21 protein-coding genes are annotated in these 19402 nt (G+C 72.3%); 13 read left to right on the top strand and 8 right to left on the bottom strand.

The features are described 5' to 3' along the window. Positions 1-62: 62 nt before the first annotated feature. Both HZF07_RS00435 and HZF07_RS00440 read right to left on the bottom strand, forming a co-directional pair. Complete coding sequence (locus tag HZF07_RS00435) at positions 63-320, bottom strand: hypothetical protein (RefSeq protein ID WP_157346141.1); 258 nt, start codon at positions 318-320, stop codon at positions 63-65. Continuing rightward, on the bottom strand, positions 317-574 hold the full coding sequence (locus tag HZF07_RS00440) for a helix-turn-helix domain-containing protein (RefSeq protein ID WP_157346142.1): 258 nt from the start codon (positions 572-574) through the stop codon (positions 317-319). Before HZF07_RS00440 ends, HZF07_RS00435 begins: the two co-directional genes overlap by 4 nt. A gap of 271 nt (positions 575-845) precedes the next feature. Between HZF07_RS00440 and HZF07_RS00445 the strand changes: the two genes are divergently transcribed. From HZF07_RS00445 to HZF07_RS00460, 4 genes are all read left to right on the top strand, one after another. Next, on the top strand, positions 846-1565 hold the full coding sequence (locus HZF07_RS00445) for a DEAD/DEAH box helicase family protein (protein ID WP_157346144.1): 720 nt from the start codon (positions 846-848) through the stop codon (positions 1563-1565). Positions 1566-1608: 43 nt separating this feature from the next. After that, positions 1609-2040, top strand: coding sequence for a hypothetical protein (locus HZF07_RS00450; protein ID WP_157346146.1), 432 nt, complete (start codon positions 1609-1611; stop codon positions 2038-2040). Next, on the top strand, positions 2037-2366 hold the full coding sequence (locus tag HZF07_RS00455) for a hypothetical protein (protein ID WP_157346148.1): 330 nt from the start codon (positions 2037-2039) through the stop codon (positions 2364-2366). The genes HZF07_RS00450 and HZF07_RS00455 overlap by 4 nt, the downstream gene beginning before the upstream one ends. A gap of 131 nt (positions 2367-2497) precedes the next feature. Next, positions 2498-3193, top strand: coding sequence for a DNA alkylation repair protein (locus HZF07_RS00460; protein WP_157346150.1), 696 nt, complete (start codon positions 2498-2500; stop codon positions 3191-3193). On the opposite strand, the gene HZF07_RS00465 is transcribed toward HZF07_RS00460, so the two are convergent. Further along, the gene (locus HZF07_RS00465) at positions 3190-3978 is read right to left on the bottom strand and encodes a glycosyltransferase (protein ID WP_157346152.1); all 789 of its coding nucleotides are present in this window, start codon (positions 3976-3978) and stop codon (positions 3190-3192) included. The genes HZF07_RS00460 and HZF07_RS00465 overlap by 4 nt on opposite strands. Continuing rightward, positions 3975-4985, bottom strand: a complete 1011-nt coding sequence (locus HZF07_RS00470) for a GDP-mannose 4,6-dehydratase (RefSeq protein ID WP_181644582.1) — start codon at positions 4983-4985, stop codon at positions 3975-3977. The genes HZF07_RS00465 and HZF07_RS00470 overlap by 4 nt, the downstream gene beginning before the upstream one ends. Before the next feature lie 146 nt (positions 4986-5131). On the opposite strand from HZF07_RS00470, the gene HZF07_RS00475 reads away from it, so the two are divergent. The 8 genes from HZF07_RS00475 to HZF07_RS00510 all read left to right on the top strand — a co-directional run bounded on the left by HZF07_RS00475 (position 5132) and on the right by HZF07_RS00510 (position 14095). After that, positions 5132-6256: a glycosyltransferase family 4 protein gene (locus HZF07_RS00475; protein ID WP_157346154.1), complete on the top strand. Its 1125-nt coding sequence runs from the start codon at positions 5132-5134 to the stop codon at positions 6254-6256. A gap of 46 nt (positions 6257-6302) precedes the next feature. Next, a complete protein-coding gene (locus HZF07_RS00480; protein WP_157346156.1) occupies positions 6303-6692 on the top strand; it encodes a phage holin family protein in 390 nt (129 codons plus the stop codon). A gap of 40 nt (positions 6693-6732) precedes the next feature. Beyond that, positions 6733-9024 (top strand): HAD-IB family hydrolase, encoded by a 2292-nt coding sequence (locus HZF07_RS00485; protein WP_157346158.1) that lies wholly within the window; start codon positions 6733-6735, stop codon positions 9022-9024. Beyond that, positions 9021-10211, top strand: a complete 1191-nt coding sequence (locus tag HZF07_RS00490) for a zinc-dependent alcohol dehydrogenase (RefSeq protein WP_157346160.1) — start codon at positions 9021-9023, stop codon at positions 10209-10211. Before HZF07_RS00485 ends, HZF07_RS00490 begins: the two co-directional genes overlap by 4 nt. Before the next feature lie 10 nt (positions 10212-10221). Next, positions 10222-11805: an NPN-dependent hydroxyacid isomerase, LarAH14/15/16 family gene (locus tag HZF07_RS00495; protein ID WP_157346162.1), complete on the top strand. Its 1584-nt coding sequence runs from the start codon at positions 10222-10224 to the stop codon at positions 11803-11805. A 67-nt stretch (positions 11806-11872) separates the two neighbouring features. After that, on the top strand, positions 11873-12802 hold the full coding sequence (locus tag HZF07_RS00500; protein ID WP_157346164.1) for a lysophospholipid acyltransferase family protein: 930 nt from the start codon (positions 11873-11875) through the stop codon (positions 12800-12802). Between the two features lie 85 nt (positions 12803-12887). Beyond that, a complete protein-coding gene (locus tag HZF07_RS00505) occupies positions 12888-13256 on the top strand; it encodes a hypothetical protein (RefSeq protein WP_157346166.1) in 369 nt (122 codons plus the stop codon). A gap of 5 nt (positions 13257-13261) precedes the next feature. After that, a complete protein-coding gene (locus HZF07_RS00510) occupies positions 13262-14095 on the top strand; it encodes a serine/threonine-protein kinase (RefSeq protein WP_157346168.1) in 834 nt (277 codons plus the stop codon). A 16-nt stretch (positions 14096-14111) separates the two neighbouring features. Here the strand turns inward: HZF07_RS00510 and HZF07_RS00515 are convergent, their stop codons facing one another. From HZF07_RS00515 to HZF07_RS00530, 4 genes are all read right to left on the bottom strand, one after another. After that, positions 14112-15125 carry an RDD family protein gene (locus HZF07_RS00515; protein ID WP_157346170.1) on the bottom strand — a complete coding sequence of 338 codons (1014 nt, stop codon included), beginning with the start codon at positions 15123-15125 and terminating at the stop codon, positions 14112-14114. A gap of 222 nt (positions 15126-15347) precedes the next feature. Continuing rightward, positions 15348-16016, bottom strand: a complete 669-nt coding sequence (locus HZF07_RS00520; protein WP_181644583.1) for a response regulator transcription factor — start codon at positions 16014-16016, stop codon at positions 15348-15350. Next, positions 16001-17353 (bottom strand): sensor histidine kinase, encoded by a 1353-nt coding sequence (locus HZF07_RS00525; RefSeq protein ID WP_309504149.1) that lies wholly within the window; start codon positions 17351-17353, stop codon positions 16001-16003. Before HZF07_RS00525 ends, HZF07_RS00520 begins: the two co-directional genes overlap by 16 nt. 31 nt (positions 17354-17384) lie before the next feature. After that, positions 17385-17762, bottom strand: coding sequence for a hypothetical protein (locus HZF07_RS00530; RefSeq protein WP_157346172.1), 378 nt, complete (start codon positions 17760-17762; stop codon positions 17385-17387). An 87-nt stretch (positions 17763-17849) separates the two neighbouring features. On the opposite strand from HZF07_RS00530, the gene HZF07_RS00535 reads away from it, so the two are divergent. After that, positions 17850-19394: an AMP-binding protein gene (locus HZF07_RS00535; protein WP_157346181.1), complete on the top strand. Its 1545-nt coding sequence runs from the start codon at positions 17850-17852 to the stop codon at positions 19392-19394. Positions 19395-19402 lie beyond the last annotated feature (8 nt).

A 19402-nucleotide genomic window follows, 5' to 3' on the forward strand; every position in this document is an offset into this window, starting at 1 on the left:
CTCTCGTTCGTGGGGTCCGGTCGCTGCCGAGCGATGAGCCGGGCCCTGCGGGCTTTTCTGAGTCAGGCGGACTTCTTCGCGCGCCGGGCCTGGGCCGACTTGAGGGCGATGCGCTGGTAGTGCGCGCGCTTGGCGTTCTCCGCCCGCTTCGCGCGCTCCGCAGCGGGGAGGACGCGGTCGGGGTCGACCTGGTCCTCGAACTTCCGGGCCATCGCGTCACGCGCGGGCTGGGTGGCGGCCGACCGGTCCTCGGTCTTCGCCCACCGCTCGTTCGCCGCGATCCGCGCGATCGTGCTGCGAGCCGTGCTGCTCTTTCTCATGCCACCTGTTCCTTGCCGGTACGGCTAGCAGTGCTTGCCTGCTCGGGCACGAAAAGGACGTGGAGCGGGACGTCAAGCGCCTCCACGATGAGTTCGGCAGTACGCGGTTCACACGACTTCCGCCGACCGCTGGTGAGGTGGTTGATGAACGACGGGTGCTTGCCGGCGTACCTCGCCAGCTTGCGCTGGCTCATCTTTGCGCCCTCGTGGTCGCCGACCAGCGCCTTCAGCAACTGGCGGTTGGTGAGCTTCATGAACGTTCCCCTCGGCCATCTTCGTGCTCTGTGCATTGATCCTCCGTCGGTAGGTGCCTATCTGTCAAGCAGTAGTGGGCAACAGAGTGCCTACCGCTAGGCAGGCTGTCAAGAAATTCGATCGCTGTAGTTCTGCACGTCAACGCATCGACGCAGGTCAGAACGCACATTTCTGGTAGGCGCTAGGGCTACTCTGAGACGGCAAACAGCGGTAGGCGGGCGTCCCTAGATGGGGCTTGCCCGCACGTGGCAAGCGGTGGAGGGTGGCGGCGTGGACCTGGGCAGGCTCATCGACACACATCGAGGAGCCCGTTCGTACGGCGAGCTCTCCCGAGACTGCGGGGGCAGCCCGTCCAGCAAGAGGCTCCAGCAGCTGGTGACGCAACCGATCAAGAACTTCCCCGACCCACCGACCGTGAAGGCGCTGGCTCGGGGGCTAAAGCTCTCCGAGAAGGTCGTGACGCTGGCGGCCGCGGAGTCGCTAGGGCTGGACGTCTCTCAAGGGGAGGCCCGGCTGGTCGAGCTGCTGCCAGCTGGCACTCGGGACCTCACCGAGGAACAGGCGGCCGCTGTAGCTCACCTGGTTCGCACCATCGTTGATGCGACGACCGAGCGAGGTGATGGCGATGTCCACCGAGACGCCGCCCCCATGACGGAACCGAAGGGCGTCGTCTGGGCGCGCACAGGTAGCGGCAAGACGGCCACGATGGCGGCGGCCATTGCGAACTGGTACGCGAAGTACCCCAGTGGCCGTGTCGTCCTCGTGACGGGGCCGCAGGTCGAGGCCTTCAGCGAGGACCCGGACCTCGGGCAGAAGGTCCTCGATGCGTACCGGGCCACGCTCCCGCATGCGTTCGAGCTGACGGACGAGGTGTCCGATCTCCCCGGAGATGCCGAGGACCAGGTCTCCTGGGAAGAGTTCACCGCTGCGGTGGAGGACTACCGTCGATCTCTGCTCGACGACATCGCGGCCCGGACCTCGACGACGTAGAGGGACTGTCGCGATGTCGGCGGTGGTCTCTACGGTCCCGGCCATGCAGTACCACCCCTGGCGCCGGCTCCGAGAGCTCGTGCACGTCACGCTCCACTGGCACGACGACGGCCCCGCGGGCTGGTGCCGGCACTCCACCCAGGACGTGTCGATCCGGCGGGGGATGACGCAGGCCGAGCGTCGATCGACGGTGACCCACGAGGTGGTGCACCTCGAGCGCGGGCCGGCGGTGCGAGGGTTCAGCGAGCGCGAGGAGCGCGAGGTCGACAAGGAGGCCGCCCGCCGACTGCTCCCCGACATCCGCGAGGTGGGGGAGGCACTCGCCTGGGCGTCGTGCGTCGACGAGGCCGCCGATGAGCTGTGGGTCGACCGCGGCACGCTCCGGGCCCGCCTCGAGCACCTACACCCCGCCGAGCGGGCCTACCTACGGCGTCGGCTCGCCGACGATGATGTTCATCAGGAGGAGACGGCATGAAGCTTGCGACGATCGCGCTGACCCCCGTGCTTGCGGTACTCGCCGTCGGCTGCAGCAGCGGCGGCGAGGACGACGGCGGGGGAGAGTACGGCGCCAAGGACGTGTGCCAGCAGTTCGTGGAGGACCGGCTGAAGTCGCCGGGCACAGCGGACTTCTCCAGCGAGGTCGCCTCCGAAAACTCCGACGGCAGCTGGACGGTGCGAGGCGACGTCGACTCCGAGAACGGCTTCGGCGCGCTGCTCCGCAACAGCTACGAGTGCACCGTCCGGTACCAACCGAGCACCGAGCGCTGGAAGCTCGAGGACATGCAGACCACCGAGAACTGAGCCTCGGCTTGACCACCTTCCTTGATGCACAATGCTCGGGATCCGACGCCGTTTCCGCAGGTCAGCACAACGCATATCCGGCCATTCCTTACAAGGAGGTGGTCGGGGGTTCGATCCCCTCTGCGCCCACCATGGACCGCCCCGATGCCGACGACCTCGTGGCCGCCGTGCGGGCCGCGCTGGCGGCCGGCGGCGACCCCGAGCGCGCGGCCGAGCAGCAGCGCTACATGAAGTCCGAGCTGCCCTGCCGCGGCTACACCGCGCCCGAGCTCAAGGCGCTGCTGCGACCGCTGCTGGCCGGCTACCGGCCCGTCGACCGCGGCGCGTGGGAGACGTCGATTCGGACGCTGTGGGACGGAGCGACCCACCGCGAGGAGCGGTACGCCGCGCTGGCGGTCGCGCGGCACCGTCGCGCCCGGGCGTGGCTCGCGCCGCCGTCGGTGCCGCTCTTCCGCCACCTCGTCGTCACCGGCGCGTGGTGGGACGTGGTCGACGAGACCGCGCAGCACCTCGTCCGACCGTCGCTCGAGGCGCACCCCGCCGACCTCACCGCCACGCTGATGTCCTGGGCGACCGACGCCGACCTGTGGGTGCGGCGGGTGGCCGTGATCTGCCAGGTGGGCCGCAGGGGCGAGACCGACGTCGCCCTGCTGCGGCACGCGATCGACGCCAACGTCGACGACCAGACGTTCTGGCTGCGCAAGGCGATCGGCTGGGCGCTGCGCGACTACGCGCGCACCGACCCGGCATGGGTGCGGGCCGAGGTGGCCCGGCACGGCGATCGGCTCTCCGGGCTGTCGCGCCGCGAAGCCCTCAAGCACCTCTAGTCGGTCAGTGCCTTCGCCCGGTCGTTGAGCCGTTGCGCGGCCCAGCGGCTCGCGAGCCGGACGGGCACGTCCCACAGCGGAGCGAACGGCCGGACCCACGGGCGCAGGTAGCGGTGCTTGATCGCCTCGGACTCGGCGCTGGACAGGGCCCGGTTGGCCACCGTGATCGAGTCGGGGTGCCAGCGGAAGCACGAGGTGATCGTCGGCGTCGCGATGAAGCGGCCCTGCCTGCGCAGTCGCAGGAACACGTCCAGGTCCATCGCGTACTTCAACGACTCGTCGTAGGGGCCGACGGCGTCCAGGGCGCTCAGCCGGATCAGGGACGACGGCATCGGCACCAGGTTGGGTCCCCAGCCGAGGATCCGCGTGGCCCACGCACCGGCGCGGCTGACGCCGACCGATCGGCCGTCGGGGTCGATGTAGTCGCAGGCGCCGTACGCGACGACCGCCGAGGGCTGTGCCTCGAGCAGCCCGGCCAGGTGGGCCAGGGCGCCGGGCAGGAAGAGGTCGTCGTCGTTGAGCCAGGCGTAGAACTCCTCGCCCCGCCGGGCGTCGAGACCGGCGTTGACCGCGGCGGTCAGTCCGCGGCGCGGGTCGTCGACGACGTCGGCACCCAGCTCGCGGGCGACGGCGCGGGCGTCGACGGCGGCCGTCGGGACGACGAGCACGAGCCGGACGTCGACGCCCTCCTGGTCGAGCGCGCTGCGCATCGCGTCGGTCAGCGTCGCGGGACGCTCGCCGAGCGTCGGCATCACGACGAGCACCGACGGGCGGCTCGCCGTCATGCGTGCACCTCGCCGTCGAGCGCCGGGGTCGCCTCGAGCTCGTCGAGGTCGGCCTGCACCATGGTGCGCACGAGCTCCGAGAAGCTGACGGTCGGCTCCCAGCCGAGCTCCCGGAGCCGGGCGGCGTCGCCGACCAGCGCGCGCGGGTCGGCCGGCCGGTAGAGGTTCGGGTCGACGGAGACGTAGGACTCCCAGTCGTCGATCCCGACCACGGCGAACGCCTCGCGGAGGAAGTCGCGCACGCTGTGGGCGTTGCCCGTGGCGACGATGTAGTCATGCGGCTCGGGGGCGTCGAGGATGCGCATCATCGCGTCGACGTAGTCGGGGGCGTAGCCCCAGTCGCGCAGCGCGTCCATGTTGCCCAGCGACAGGTGGTCGAGCCGCCCGCGTGCGATCGCCGCCACGGCGGCGGTGATCTTGCGGGCGACGAACGTCGTGGGCCGGCGCGGCGACTCGTGGTTGTAGAGGATCGCCGCCGTGGCGTAGAGCCCGCGGTGCCGGTAGACCTGCACCATCGTGTGCGCGAAGTCCTTCGCGGCGCCGTACGGCGTGATCGGGTTGCGCGGCGTCCGCTCGCTCTGCGGGGCGGTCGCCGGGTCGCCGAAGACCTCCGCGCTCGACGCCTGGAGGAAGCGGATCTCGCGCCCGGTCCGCTCCTGCTGCTCCCACGCCGCGGCCAGCAGGCGCACCGCGCCGATGCCGATGGTGTCCGCCGTCTCGACCGGGGCCTCCCACGAGCGGGCGACGGACGTGGAGCCGGCGAGGTTGAACAGCCGGTCGGGGGCCGCGGCGTCGAGGGCACGCAGCAGGCTGTCGTTGTCACGCAGATCCGCGACGTGGATCTGCAGGCCGGGGAGCTCGGCCGAGATGCTGTCGACGACGCTCTCGTCCCGGACGATCCCGTGCACCTCCTGGCCCTCGGCGAGCAGCCGTCGGGCGAGGTACCACCCGTCCTGGCCGGTGACCCCGGTCAGGAGGGCCCGATAGCGGGGGTGCTGGTCTGTCACAAGACTCCTCGTCGTCGTACGAGCGCCCGGCCGCGGGCACGCGGCACAAGGCTAGGGCACGCCCCGGCGGCGACGCGGTGGGCCGGTACTAGCATGAGGCCTCCCCGCGCCGAGACCGACGCCGAGAGACGGAGACGACCGCCCGCATGTCCTTCTCGCCAGCGTCCACGGGCGCGTCCACCGGGCCCTCCGCCAGTCGTGTCGCGGTCGCCCTGCCGATGCTCAGCCTCGTCCCCGGCGGCATGGGCGGCAGCGAGACCTACGCGCGCGAGCTCACGCGGGAGCTGGCCGCGATGCCCGAGCTCGACGTCACGACCTACCTGCCGCGCGCTGCTGCGGGCTTCTCCGAGGGCGTGCGCGAGCACGTGGTCGAGCGGGTGGCGGGCGCGGACGGCACCCGCGGGCGGCTCGAGAGCCAGCTCCAGTCGCGGCGGAGCAAGGACCTGCGCCGGGCGCTCGCGGACGCCGACGTGGTGCACTACCCGCTGAGCGTGCCGGCGCCACCGGCCCCGCGCGGGTCCCGGGCGGTGGTCACGCTGCTCGACACCCAGCACAAGGACCTGCCGGAGCTGTTCTCGCGCGCCGAGCAGGTCTACCGGAGGTTCACCTACGACCGGCCGACGCGGCGGGCCTCGGCGGTGATCACGATCAGCGAGTTCTCCAAGCAGCAGATCGTGCGCCACTACGGCCTCGACCCCGACACCGTGCACGTCGCCCACCTGGGCGTCGACACCAGCCACTTCGCGCCGGTGGTCGGGGAGCGCGAGGACTTCGTGCTGTACCCGGCCCGCGGCTGGCCGCACAAGAACCACGGGCGGCTGCTGGAGGCGATGCGCCTGGTCCGCGAGGAGGTGCCGGGCCTGCGCCTGGTGCTGACCGGTGGCGGCCTCGACTCCCTCGGCGACGACCTCCCGGAGTGGGTCGACCGGCGCGGCCTCGTCTCGCGCGAGGAGCTGCTGTCGCTCTACCGGCGAGCCTCCGTCCTGGCGTTCCCGAGCCGCTACGAGGGCTTCGGCCTGCCGCCGCTCGAGGCGATGGCCTCCGGCTGCCCGGTTGCGGCCGCGAACGCAGGGTCGCTGCCGGAGATCTGCGGTGACGCCGCGGTGATGTTCGACCCCGACGACGCCCGCGCGATCGCGCGCGCCGTGCTGGACGCCCGGGCGCAGGGGCCCGACCTCGCCGTCCGCGGGCTCGAGCACTGCCGGGAGTTCACCTGGAAGCGGTGCGCCGAGGTGCACCGCGACCTCTACTTGTCGGTAGCAGGACGCTGAGACGGCAGGCCTTGCTGGACTGGTGATCGGTAGTAGGTTCTCGGGCATGATCCGGCTGCTGATCAACGTGGGCATCACACTGCTCGCGAACGCCGTGGGGCTGGGTGTCGCGGCGTACCTGCTCGACGACATGACCGTGACGGCCTCGGCGTTCCTGATCGCCGTCGTCATCTTCACGGTCGTCTACGCCCTGGCCCAGCCGATGCTCACCCAGATGGCGATCTCCGCGGCACCGGCGCTGCGCGGCGGCGTGGCGCTGGTCGCGACGCTGCTCGGGCTGATCATCACGACGCTGCTGACCGACGAGATGTCGATCACCGGCATCGAGACGTGGATCGCGGCCACGGTGATCGTCTGGCTGGCCTCGCTCGTCGGCGCGCTGCTGCTGCCGCTGGTGTTCCTGCGCAACCGCCGGGACGACCGCGCGCGCCGCTGAGCTCGCGCACGACCGAAACGACCGACCGAGGAGGACGTGCATGACGCAGGGCCCGAGGATCGCCGAACGGCTCGACGGACAGCACGTCCTGCTCACCGGCGTCACGGGGTTCGTCGGCGAGGCGCTGCTCCTGCTGCTGCTGAGCGACGTGCCCGGCGTGCGGGTGACCGTGCTGGTCCGGCCCAAGGGGTCCACCAGCGCCGCCGCCCGGACGGCCGCGCTGCTGCGCAAGCCGGCGTTCGCCGATGTCGTCGAGGCCGCCGGTGGCGTCGACGAGCTGATGGCCGCGCGGGTCGACGTCCTCGAGGGCGACCTGGCCGACGCGCCGGTCCTGCCGAGCGGCCTGCACGCGGTGGTGCACTGCGCGGGCGACGTCTCCTTCGACCCGCCGGTCGACGAGGGCTTCCGCACCAACGTGCAGGGCACCCGCGAGCTGCTGGCCCGGGTGCGCGAGGCGGGACCGGACCTGCACTACGTGCACATCTCCACGGCGTACGTCGCCGGCCGCCGGCGCGGCAGCATCCCCGAGGGCCCCGTCGACCACGACGTCGACCTCGAGGCCGAGCTGGCGTGGGGGCTCTCCCAGCGACGGGTCGTCGAGCACCAGAGCCGGAGCGCGACCGTGCTCGAGCGCGAGCGGCGCAAGGCCGAGCGCACCCACAGCCGCGCCGGCCTGCTGACCGCGGCCGCGGCCACCGAGTCCGCTCGCAAGGAGTGGGTGAAGCGCGAGCTCGTGCGGATCGGCTCCGAGCGGGCGCGCAGCCTCGGGTGGACCGACTGCTACACGTTCACGAAGGCGCTCGGCGAGCGGGTCGTCGAGCAGCACGCCCGCGACGCCGCCCAGCCGCGTCGGGTCTCGATCGTCCGGCCGAGCATCATCGAGTCCGCCCTGGAGCGGCCCTACCCGGGCTGGATCGAGGGCTTCAAGATGGCCGAGCCGCTGATCCTGGCCTACGGGCGCGGCGAGCTGCCGGAGTTCCCGTCCTCGCCCGACACCATCGTCGACATCGTGCCGGTCGACCACGTCGTCGCCGCCATCGTCGCGGTGCTGGCGCACCCGCCCGAGCCCGGCGACCCGGCGTACTTCCACGTCTCCTCGGGTGACCGCAACCCGCTCACGTTCCGGGTGCTCTACGACACCATCCGCGGCTACTTCGACGAGCACCCGTTCGCCGCGGGCGACCGCGGTGCCGCCCGGCTGCCCGACTGGCGCTTCCCGGGCGCCTCGTCCGTGGAGCGGCTGCTGACCACCAGCGAGCGTGCCCACAAGGTCGCCGACTACGTCGTGGGCCACGCGCCCCGCGGCGACCGGACCCGCGACCTCGCCCGCAAGCTCGACCAGCAGGGCCGGCGGCTGGAGTTCCTGCGCCGCTACCTCGACCTCTACCGCGAGTACGCCCAGGCCGAGCTCCGCTTCTCCGACGCGCAGACCCACGCGCTCTACCGGTCGCTGAGCGCCGAGGACCGGGCCAGCTTCGGCTTCGACACCGCCGTCATCGACTGGCCGCACTACCTCGGCGACGTGCACTGCCCGGCCGTCACCGCGCCGGTGCGACGGATGGACGAGGCGCGTCGCAAGCGCCGGGCCGCCAGCGACCCGGTGCTCAAGCCGGTCCGCGAGGGCTCGGCGGTCGCGGCGTTCTTCGACATGGACGGGACCCTGCTGTCGTCGAACGTCATCGAGACCTACCTGTGGCTGCGGCTGCGCGAGCAGAGCGGCACCGAGCGGTGGGGCGAGATCGGGCGGGTCGCCGCGAAGGTGCCGGCGCTGGTGCGCGCGGAGCGCCGAGAGCGCAGCGCCTTCCTGCGGGCGGTCTACCGCCAGTACGAAGGTGCGCGGCTCGCCGACCTCGACGCGATCGCCGACGAGCACCTGACCGACCACGTGCTGTCCCGGCTCTCGCCCGACGCCGTGCGCCGGATCCGGGAGCACCGCAACGCCGGCCAGCGCACGGTGCTGATCACCGGCGCGATCCGGCCGCTGACGCGTCCGCTGGCGCCGCTCTTCGACCACATCGAGGCCGCGGACCTGGCCGTCGACGACCGTGGCGTGTGCACCGGGTTCCTGGCGTCGTCGCCGCTGGTGGGGGAGTCGCGGGCCGCCTGGATGCGGTCGTACGCCGCGGCGCACGGCATCGACCTCGCGGCGTCGTACGGCTACGCGGACTCCCACTCCGACCTCCCGCTGCTGGAGGCCGTCGGCCGGCCGGTCGTCGTCAAGCCCGACGTCTCGCTCTACCGGCACGCGCGCCGGCAGCGATGGACGATCGTCGACTGGGCCAGCTCCGAGTCCAACGGGCGCAGCCTCAACCCGGCAGGTGGTCTCGGATGATGCTGGCGCTGGAGATGTTCCGGTCCGTGCCGCGGACCGTGGCCGGCAAGGCGATCGGCGGCCGGATGCCGGGCGTGCTGTCGGGCTTCGCCGCGCCGCTGCGGCTCGTGACGCTGGACGAGCCGCGGGTCGACCGGCCCGGGTGGGCGCGGCTGCGCACCCGGCTGTCCGGCATCTGCGGCTCCGACCTCGGCGCGCTGTCGGGGCGGACCAGCCTCTACTTCTCCGCGGTCGTCTCGCTGCCCTTCGTGCCCGGCCACGAGGTGGTCGCCGAGCTGCTCGAGGACTGCGAGGACCTGCCGAAGGGCACCCGCGTGGTCGTGGACCCGGTGCTCACCTGCGCGGCGCGCGGCGTCGAGCCGTGCACGCACTGCGCCAGCGGCCAGACCAACCGCTGCGAGCGGATCACCGTCGGCCACCTCGCCCCCGGCCTGCAGACCGGCTTCTGCAAGGACACCGGCGGCGGCTGGGGCCAGCAGCTGGCGGCGCACCGCAGCCAGCTGCACCCGGTGCCCGACGGCTTCTCCGACGAGCAGGCGATCCTGGTCGAGCCCCTCGCCTGTGCGGTGCACACCGCGCGGCGGGCCGGCCTGCGCAGCGGCGACCGCGTGCTGGTGAGCGGCGCAGGATCGGTCGGGCTCTTCGCCACGCTCGCCCTGCGCGAGCTCACCGACGCCGGCGAGATCATCGTCGTCGCCAAGCACGCCCACCAGCGCGAGCTGGCTCGCGAGTTCGGCGCGACCGAGGTGGTCGCGCCCGGCGAGGTGCTCCGGCGGGTACGCCGCGCGACCGGCGCCTTCCAGCTCGAGCCGCAGTTCTCCTCGCCGTACCTGCTCGGCGGCGTGGACGTCGCGATCGACGCGGTGGGCAGCAAGCAGTCGCTCGAGACCGCGCTGCAGGCGACCCGGGCGGGCGGCCGCGTCGTGCTGTCCGGGATGCCGGCCGCCGCCGACCTGTCCGCGGCGTGGTTCCGCGAGCTCGAGGTCGTCGGGACCTACGCCTCGGCGCAGGGCGACGAGGCCTTCGACAAGGCGATCGAGCTGGCCGCGACCGACGCCGTCCAACAGCTCGCCAAGACCGTCACCGCCTATCCGCTGCACCGGTGGCGAGAAGCGCTCGACCACGCCCACTCGGCCGGCCGGCTCGGCACGGTCAAGGTGGCCTTCGACCCCCGCTCGTCACAATGAGGAGTTCGCAATGAGTCGCCCTGGATTCGTGCTCGAGGTGGACGACCGCACCCCGCCGCTCGTCGTCCACGAGGGACTCGGCTTCCGGCTGGAGGACTCCTTCCCCCTCGGGACCCGTGTCGTCTACCCGCCCGAGTCCCTGCCCGCCGTCCCCGACGTGGACGCGGCGATCCGTGAGGCGCTGCTGCACCCGGTGGACTCCGACCCGCTGCCGACGCTGCTCTTCCCCGGCATGCGGCTCACGATCGCCTTCGACGACCTGTCGCTGCCGCTGCCGACCATGAAGGCGCCCGACATCCGCGGCCGGATCATCGAGCACGTGCTGACGATGGCGGCCGAGGCGGGCGTCGACGACGTGAAGCTGATCGCCGCCAACGCGCTGCACCGGCGCATGACGGCGGCGGAGCTGAAGCACATCGTGGGGGAGCGGGTGTTCCGCTCGTTCTACCCGCAGGGCGACCTCTACAACTTCGACGCCGAGGACCGCGACGACCTCGCCCACCTCGGCACGACCGACAAGGGCGAGGACATCGAGATCAGCAAGCGGGCCGCCGAGTCCGACCTGCTGGTCTACGTCAACGTCAACCTCGTCGCCATGGACGGCGGCCACAAGTCCGTCGGCATCGGGCTCGCGTCGTACACGTCGCTGCGCCACCACCACAACGCCAAGACGATGGTGCACTCGCGATCGTTTATGGACCACAAGCACTCCGCGATGCACCACTCCGCCTGGCGGATGGGCCGGGTCATCAAGGAGACGGTCAAGGTCTTCCAGATCGAGACCACGCTCAACAACGACATCTTCCCCAAGCCCTACGAGTTCCTGCAGAAGCGCGAGTGGGAGTGGTCGGTCAAGGACCAGGCCACGATGCTCGGCGTACGGCGGGGGCTGTCGGTCGCGCCGCAGAAGCTGCGGCACAAGATGTTCCACGACATGCGCTCGGTCTACGGCCTCACCGGCGTCAACGCCGGCGAGGTCGAGGCGGTGCACGAGCGGACGCTGCAGAAGGTGCACCAGCAGCACCTGGTCGAGGTGCAGGGCCAGTCCGACGTGCTGGTGATGGGGATCCCGTACGTCGGGCCCTACAACGTGAACTCCTCGCTCAACCCGATCCTGGCCACCTGCATGGGCCTGGGCTACTACTTCAACTCCTACCTCGGGCAGCCCGTCGTCCGGAAGGGCGGCGCGGTGATCCTCTACCACCCGCTCAACGAGGGGTTCAACCAGCTGCACCACCCGTCGTACGTCGACTTCTACGAGGAGGTGCTCGCGGAGTCGACCGACCCGGCGGTCGTGGGGGAGAAGTACGAGCAGCAGTTCGCCGAGGACCCCTGGTACCGCCACCTCTACCGCACTTCGCACGCCTACCACGGCGTCCACCCGTTCTACATGTGGTACTGGTCGGCGCACGCGATGGACCACGTCGACGAGGTGATCTGGGTCGGCGCGGACCGCCGCGCCGCCGCCCGGCTGGGCTTCCGGGCCGCGACGACGCTCCAGGACGCGCTGGAGATGGCGTCGGGCACCGTCGGCTCGTCGCCGTCGATCACCTATCTCCACAACCCGCCGCACCTCCTGGCGCACGTGCGATGAACCACCCCACTCGATTCTCGAGCTCCCCCGCTTCGCTCCTCCGCCCGACAATCGATCGGGGACCCCGATGAGCAGCTTCATCAAGGAGTCGGTCGACGAGGTCCGCCTGGTCGCGCGCGGGTGGCGGTGGGGCCGGCGCAGCCAGGTGCCGCGGTCCGCCGAGGAGTGGGTGCCGGCCGCGCACTCGACGGTGTTCCGCACGGAGTGGTCGCGGCGCCGGCCGGCCATGGCGGCCCGTGAGGTGGCCCAGAAGGCCGGGCTCGAGCCGCTCTTCCGCTCGCAGGTGCGCGCCCGGGTCGAGGGTCTCGACGTGCTCGAGCGGATCGACGGTCCGGTGATCTTCGTCGCCAACCACGCCTCGCACCTCGACACCCCGCTGATCCTGCTGTCGCTGCCCGACGCGTGGCGGCGGCGCACCGCGGTGGCGGCCGCGGCCGACTACTTCTTCGACACGTGGTGGCGCGCGGTCGGCTCGTCCCTGCTCTTCAACACGTTCCCGATCGACCGTCGCGGCGGCACGATGGCCGCCACGCCGGGCGAGGTGCTCGCCGACGGCTGGAGCCTGGTGATCTACCCCGAGGGCACCCGCTCGGTCGACGGCTGGATGGGCAAGTTCCGGATGGGAGCCGCGTTCCTGGCCAAGGAGCACGGCGTCCCCGTCGTCCCCGTCGCGCACCGGGGCACCTACGCCGCCATGCCGCGCGGCGCCGGGTGGCCCGCCGCCGGCCGGCGGCAGCTGACGGTCCGCTTCGGTGAGCCGCTCGTGCCCGGCGAGGACGAGTCCGTGCGTGACTTCGCGCCCCGGATCAAGGACGCGGTCGCCGCGCTGCTCGACGAGGACCGCACGACCTGGTGGGAGGCCCGGCGCCGGGTCGCCGCCGGTGCCGTGCCGGACCCGTCGGGGCCGGACGTCGCCCGCTGGCGGCGCGTCTGGGAGCAGTCCGAGTCACCCGTCGCCGACGCGCCCGCCCGGAGGCTGACCGCCTGGCGTCGGTGAGAGGAGTCTCATCCGGGGCTCATGGCCGCCTCACCGCCGGCCGGGATCGTCGTCCTCGTCGCAACACCGAGACGAGGAGACGACGATGAGCAAGCTGATGACCACCGGTGCCCTCGGGCTGGCCACCATGGTGACGACCGGGCTGATCGCCTGGCAGGCGCCCGCGGCGTTCGCCGACCACCACGACAAGAAGACCGCGTTCAAGCGCGACGACGACAGCCAGGTGCTGGTCACCACCGTCGACGACGACGATGACGACGACACCGGGCTCAACCACCAGACCCGCACCCGCACCCGCGGCGGCGACGACACCGGCACGCACACCCGCACCGGCGGCGACGACAGCCGCGGCGACCGGGTCCGCGACCTCACCAGCGACGGCCCGGGCAGCGGCAACGTCGACCGCTCGCGGCACCACACCAACGACGGCACCCGCCACAACACCCGGGGCTGACTCCGATGGCAGAGGCCACCTGGGGCTTCGCCGAGGGTGACCCGATCACCGCCGAGCTGACGGCCGTCCGTCGGCTCGGCGGCGGGTCCGCCTACGAGGCGTACCTCGCGTTCGACGACACCACCTACGGCCCGGTCGTCGTGAAGGTCGTGCGACCCGACCAGGTCGACGACGCGCGGGCGCTGCGGGGACTGGCCCGCGAGGTGGACGCGCTGGCGACGGTGAACCACCCGGTCGTCGTACGCGGGCTGCGGCACGAGCTCGCGGGTCCACGCCCGCACGTCGTGCTCGAGCAGATCGACGGGCCGCGGCTGTCCTCGCTCGTGCGTCGCTACGGGCCGCTGCAGGAGCTGCAGTACCTCCCGCTCGCCGTCGAGCTCGCCAGCGCCCTGCACTACCTCGCGCACCTCGGCTGGGTGCACCTCGACGTGAAGCCGAGCAACATCATCATGGGCGCCCCGGCCCGGCTGATCGACCTCTCGATCGCGCGGCCCGCAGCCGACGCCGTGGGGTCGCGGCGACTCGGCACCGACGCCTACATGTCGCCCGAGCAGTGGGACCCGGACGCCTACGGCGAGCCCTCACCCGCCTCCGACGTCTGGGGCCTGGGTGCGACGCTCTTCGAGGCGGTCGCCGGGCACCGCGCCTACCGCGTGCCGACGGAGGAGCCCGCGCGGCTCCCCGACCGCGTGCCCTCGGACGTCGCCAAGATCGTCGACGCCTGCCTGTCGCCGCGCTCGGGCGACCGGCCGCTGCCGCGGGAGGTCGCGGAGGCCCTCGAGCCCGTGCTGGACGGCCAGCCCGCGGTGCGGCTGGGTGGTGGTTTGCGCACCCGCTGACCCGCTGTGGGGCGGATCAGCGCTTCGTGATCGTGATGCTGCCCCGGTAGCCGCACGTCGCGGTGCCGATCGTGCCGGCGGCGCTGTCGAGGTAGATCGACGACCGAGCGCGCTCGTTGTCGACGCGCACGCAGAAGGCACCGCTGCCGTTGCGGGCGAGGGTGATCGTGATCGCGTCACCGGGTCTGGGCTCGAGCCTCGCGTCGCCGACGACGCCGACGGTGCCCTCGTCGATCACGATCGGGAACGCGAGGGTGCCGTGCGCGGCCACGAGGGTGCTGGCGGCGGCTTCGGCGTCCTGCCGCATCTGGACGTCGATCGCCTTGTCCCGCTGGTTGAGGAACACCGGGACGACGATCGCGGCCAGGATCGCGACGACCATGATCGCGGCGACCACGCAGGCGAGCGAGATGAGCACGACGGTGGCGGCCGAGGGCGGCCGCCTGTTCAGCATCGGATACCCATCCGCGGGCGACCAGTCCGACCGCACCACGCGGGTGCCGGACGCGCGGTCGTGGACGGCGCGGCGCTCGGGGGAGTCGGTGCCGGCGACGAGGAGGTTGATCAGGGACCCGAGCGGGACGACCTCGAAGCACACCTGCACGAGGCACCGGACGGCGCCGTACCCGTAGCCGGGAGGAGTGACGAGATCGTCCGCCCGCACCACGCGGATCCCGAGGGCCGCCTTGCCGAGCGTCCGGCCGGCCCGGGCAGTCGGCACGTACCAGTAGAGCGCGACGACCGCGACCCACCCGAAGAACATCACGGTCCCGGCGACGTCGTCGTTGCCGCCGGCGAGGGCAGCCCCGAGGAAGCCCGCCGCGATCGCGAGCACCGACATCAGCACCCCGTCGAGCAGGTAGGCCACGACCCGTCGGCCCAGGGAGGCGAACGGGTCGCGCGCGGGCGGGCGGACCGGTGGCCCGGGCCAGGGTCCGGCCGGGGTCGGGGGGTAGCCGTAGCCCACCTGCGGCGCGGCGTACGGCGTCGGCGCGGCGTAGGGCGTCGGCGCGGTGATGGGTGCCGTCACCGGTTGCGGTCTCGGGGCGGCGCCGAGCGTGTCCCACGGCTCGACGCGAGACCGGTAGCTGGGGACAGGGACGGGCTCGGCGGCCGGCGGGACCGCACCCTCCGGGGCAGGGCCGAGCTTGTCGCAGTCGACGCAGAGGGCGGGGAGCAGGGTGAAGTCCCCGCACCGCTGGCAGTTCGGCATGCCGGGGTATCGGTCGGAGCGACGGGTGACTTGACGCGCTCAGCGGGCGAACCGGTAGCCCATGCCGCGCACGGTGGCGATGCTGTCGGCGCCGAGCTTCTTGCGCAGGTAGCCGACGTAGACGTCGACGACGTTGGAGCCGGGGTCGAAGTCCAGGCCCCAGACGTGGTCGAGGAGCTGCTCGCGGGAGAGCACCTGGCCGGGGTTCGTCATGAACATCTCCGCGAGCGCGAACTCACGCGCTGACAGCTCGACCTCGCGATCGCCGACCGCGGCCCGCCGGGTGCGGAGGTCGAGACGGACGCCGCCGTGCTCGAGGACGTCGTCGCGCGACGCGGCGCCGCCGGCGGCCGGGCGCAGACGCAGCCGGATCCGGGCGAGCAGCTCGGCGAAACGGAACGGCTTGGGCATGTAGTCGTCGGCGCCGCCCTCGAGGGCCGAGACCGTGTCGCCCACGGAGTCGCGGGCGGTGAGCACGATGACCGGCACCCGCGAGCCCTGGGCGCGGAGCTGCTCGAGGACCGAGAAGCCGTCCAGGCCGGGCAGCCCGATGTCGAGCACGACCAGGTCGAAGTCGCCGCTGAGCGCCCGGTCCAGGCCCACGTGGCCGTCGGCCGCGACCGCGGTCGTGTGCCCGTCGGCGCGCAGGCCCTTGGCCACGAACGACGCGATGCGCTCCTCGTCCTCCACGATCAGGATGCGGGCCACTCGTCCTCCAGCTTCGTCACCCGGGGCAGGGTCAGCACGAACCGCGCGCCCGGTCGTGCGTCCTCCACTGCCACCGTGCCACCGTGCGCCCGCACGATCGCGCCGACGATGGAGAGGCCGAGCCCGAAGCCCTCGTCACCAGGAGGTACGGCGGAGCGGCCGAATCGTTCGAAGATCAGCTGACGATCTGCCGCCGGCACCCCCGGGCCGGTGTCGCGGACCCAGATGCGGACGTCGGCCCCGGTCGTCGCGGACCCGATCGCGACCGGGTCGCCCGGCGCGGTGTGCTTCACGGCGTTGTCGGCGAGCTGGAGCAGCGCCTGGGTGAGCCGCTGCTCGTCGGCCTCGACCTCGGCGTCGGCGACCGCGTCGACGATCCACTCCCGGTCGCCGAGCCCGCGGGCCTTCGCCACGACGTCGGCGGTCAGCGCGCCGACGTCGACCTGCCTGGGTCGCAGGAAGTCCGGGCGGTCGCTCTTCGCGAGCAGGATGAGGTCGCCGACCAGCCGCGCCATCCGGTCGATCTCGTCGAGCAGCAGCAGGCGGGTCTCGGCGACGTCGTCCGGGTTGTCGGGGTCGAGCAGCTCGAGGTGGCCGCGGAGCACGGTCAGGGGCGTCTTGAGCTCGTGGCCGGCGTCGTCGAGGAACTGCCGCTGCCCCACGAACGCGGCCTCCAGCCGGTCGAGCATGCCGTTGAACGTCCGGGTCAGCGCGGTGATGTCGTCGTTCCCGGTCACCGGCAGCCGCTGCGAGAGGTCGGTCTCGGTGATGTCGTCGGCGGTCTCCCGCAGGGTGCGCAGCGGCGCGAGCAGGCGGCCGGACAGCCAGAACGCCGCGGCCGTGACGAGCAGCAGCACCAGCAGCGCGACGATCGCGTAGGTGCGCATCGTGTCGTGGAGGCCGTCGCGTGCCCGGTCGAGGTTCGTGACGACCACCAGCGCGCCGGTCTGGTCGCCCTGCTCGATCGTCTGCACGGCGACCTGGAGCTCGCCGGCGGGGGAGTCCACCCGTGCGGTGCCGTTGTCGTCGAGCAGGGGGCGTACGACGTCGCGCAGCTCGGCGCGCGACAGCGGCAGGTCGCCGACCGACTGGGCACTGACGTCGTCGTCCCACCAGCCGAGCAGCAGCTCGTCGTCGTCGGGCACGTTGCGCTCCAGGAAGAGCCGGATCATCGCCTCGACGCTGGCGAAGGGCCGGTCGCTCGCGCGGTCGAACTCGCCGAGCTCGGCGAACTCCTGGTCGACCTCCGCCGCGATCTCCTGGTCGAGGCGGCGCGACTCGATCGTGAAGACGACGACGCCGGCCAGGACGAGGCCGGCGAGGACGAGGACCGCCACGGTCGCGGTGATGCGAGCCCGGACGGAGACGCTAGTCGTCCTCACCGCCGCCGGGTCCGCTGTGGTCCTCGCCGCCGCCACCGCCGCCACCGCCACTGCCGTGGCCGCTGTGGTCCTCGCCGTCGTCGTCACCGTGGTCGTCGCGGTCGTCGGAGTCCTCGTAGTCGGGGACGATCACCTCGACGTCGTCGTCGTCCGGCGTGGCCGACGGCGCGGGCGGCTCGGTCGGGGGCGTGGGGGTCGGTCGCGGCGTCGGACTGCTCGGCTGGGTCGGCTCGGGCTCCTCGATCACGATCGTCTCGCGCGGTGCCGGCTCCTCGGTGGCGGACGCCGCCAGCGAGCCCACGACGTACGCCGTCATCGGGGCGACCACGGCCACCCCGAGCAGCACCTTCCAGATCGTCCTCATGTCGGCACCATCCTCCCCGATCGTGGGGCGTCGGTGAGAGGTCGATGAGAGGACTCTCATCGGCCGATGCTGGCTACAGTGACGGACATGATCGTGCCGTTCAGCGTGTCGGACTTCATCGACCGGGCCGTGCAGGTCTACGGAGACCGGATCGGGGTCGTCGACGAACCGGACCAGCCCGCGTCCTCGCTCGGCGAGATGACGTACGCCGAGGTCGGGCAGCGGGCCCGTCTGCAGGCCGCGATGCTCGACAGGCTCGGGATCGACGTCGGCGACCGGGTGGCGATCGTCAGCCACAACAGCGCTCGGCTGCTCACCGCGTTCTTCGGCGTGTGCGGCTCCGGACGGGTGCTGGTGCCGGTGAACTTCCGGCTGCGCCCCGACGAGGTGCGCTACATCGTCGAGCACTCCGGCGCCCGGGTGCTGTTCGTGGACCCCGAGCTGGCCGAGTCGCTGGGCGACGTCGAGGCGGAGTTCACGTTCGTGCTCGGCGATCCCGCCTCGATCGACGTGCCGATCGACGCCGAGCCGCGGCCCTGGGAGCCGGACGAGAACGCCACCGCGTGCATCAACTACACCTCCGGCACGACCGCCCGCCCCAAGGGCGTGCAGATCACCCACCGCAACATCTGGGTCAACGCGGTGACCTTCGCGATGCACGCGACCGTGAGCGACCGCGACGTCTACCTGCACACGCTCCCGATGTTCCACGCCAACGGGTGGGGGATGCCGTTCGCGATGACCGGTCTCGGGGTCAAGCAGGTCGTGCTCCGCAAGGTCGACGGCGCCGAGATCCTGCGGCGGGTGCGCGACCACGGCGTGACGGTGATGTGCGCGGCCCCGGCGGTCGCCGCGGCGGTGCTCGACGCCGCGCAGACGTGGGAGGGCGAGATCCCCGGCCGCGACCGGGTGCGCATCATCATGGCCGGCGCGCCGCCGCCCACGAAGACGATCCGGCGGGTCCAGGAGGAGCTCGGCTGGGAGTTCATCCAGATCTACGGGCTCACCGAGACCTCGCCGCTGCTGACCTTCAACCGCACCCGCGCCGAGTGGGACCACCTGCCGGCCGAGGAGCGGGCCACGCTGCTCACCCGGGCCGGGGCGCCCGCGCTCGGCGTACGGCTCAAGATCTCCGAGGACGAGCAGAACGAGGGCGAGGTGCTCGCCCGGTCCAACGTCGTGCTCGAGGGCTACTGGGAGCAGCCGGAGGAGAGCGCGCGGGCCCTCGCGGACGGGTGGTTCCACACCGGCGACGGCGGCACCATCGGCGACGACGGCTACCTGACGATCTCGGACCGCAAGAAGGACGTGATCATCACCGGCGGCGAGAACGTCTCCTCGATCGAGGTCGAGGACGTGATCTTCTCCCACCCGGCGGTCGCCGAGGTCGCGGTGATCGGCATCCCGAGCGAGAAGTGGGGCGAGACGATCCTCGCGCTGGTCGTGCTCGCCGAGGGCGAGCAGGTGACCGAGGCCGAGCTGATCGCCTGGTGCAAGGAGCGGGCCGCGGGCTACAAGGCGCCGACGGTCATCGAGTTCCGCGACGAGCTGGCCCGCACGGCGACCGGCAAGCTGCAGAAGTTCAAGCTGCGCGCGCCGTACTGGGAGGGCCGGGACCGGCAGGTCAACTAGGCACCGGG

The sequence above is a fragment of the Nocardioides agri genome, from assembly GCF_013778305.1.
Taxonomy (GTDB): domain Bacteria; phylum Actinomycetota; class Actinomycetes; order Propionibacteriales; family Nocardioidaceae; genus Nocardioides; species Nocardioides agri.